Raw genomic sequence first — 524 nt, forward strand, 5'->3', positions numbered from 1 at the left:
CCGTGCCGCTGGGCACCGGCGGGGCGCCCCGGCCGACGAGCGCCACGACCCGATGGTAGATGTCGGTGCCCTGCGTGAGGATGTAGCCGGGCGTGCTCTCGGGCGTCGACGCCGTCACGGTCTCGTCGTGGTCGCGCAGCACCTGGTTGAAGCCCAGCCAGGTGAGCAGTTCCGCCGCGGCGGCGCGGCCGAGCGGCAGCGGCTGGTGTTCTCCGTGGTAGTGCGTCTCCAGGGCGTCGATGCCCTCGAACCGCAGCTTGACCTCGCCGCCGCCGGCGACCTGGACCGGGTTCCTGGCCCGGACGAGCTTCCATTCCTCCGGGTCGTCCGCGACGAAATGGACGGTGTCCCCGTCCGGCTGCGTGCCCTTCAGGCGGAACGTGCCTTTGATCAACAGCATGGGCATGGCGACTCCAGAGCGGCCCGAGGGAGTATATCGGACAAAATACTCATCTCGGTGTGCCCTGTCCGCGAGGCGCGCGGAGCGGGCCGGGCCGGGACCGGTTCCCGGCGGCACGCGTGCC

The 524-nt window shown here is 71.2% G+C and carries 1 pseudogene; it reads right to left on the reverse strand.

The annotated features are described in order from the left end of the window. Positions 1-406 (reverse strand): annotated as a pseudogene (locus CCN44_RS41555) (nuclease); the annotation flags it as partial. Positions 407-524 lie beyond the last annotated feature (118 nt).

The sequence above is a fragment of the Streptomyces tricolor genome, assembly GCF_002155905.1.
GTDB classification, from domain to species: domain Bacteria; phylum Actinomycetota; class Actinomycetes; order Streptomycetales; family Streptomycetaceae; genus Streptomyces; species Streptomyces tricolor.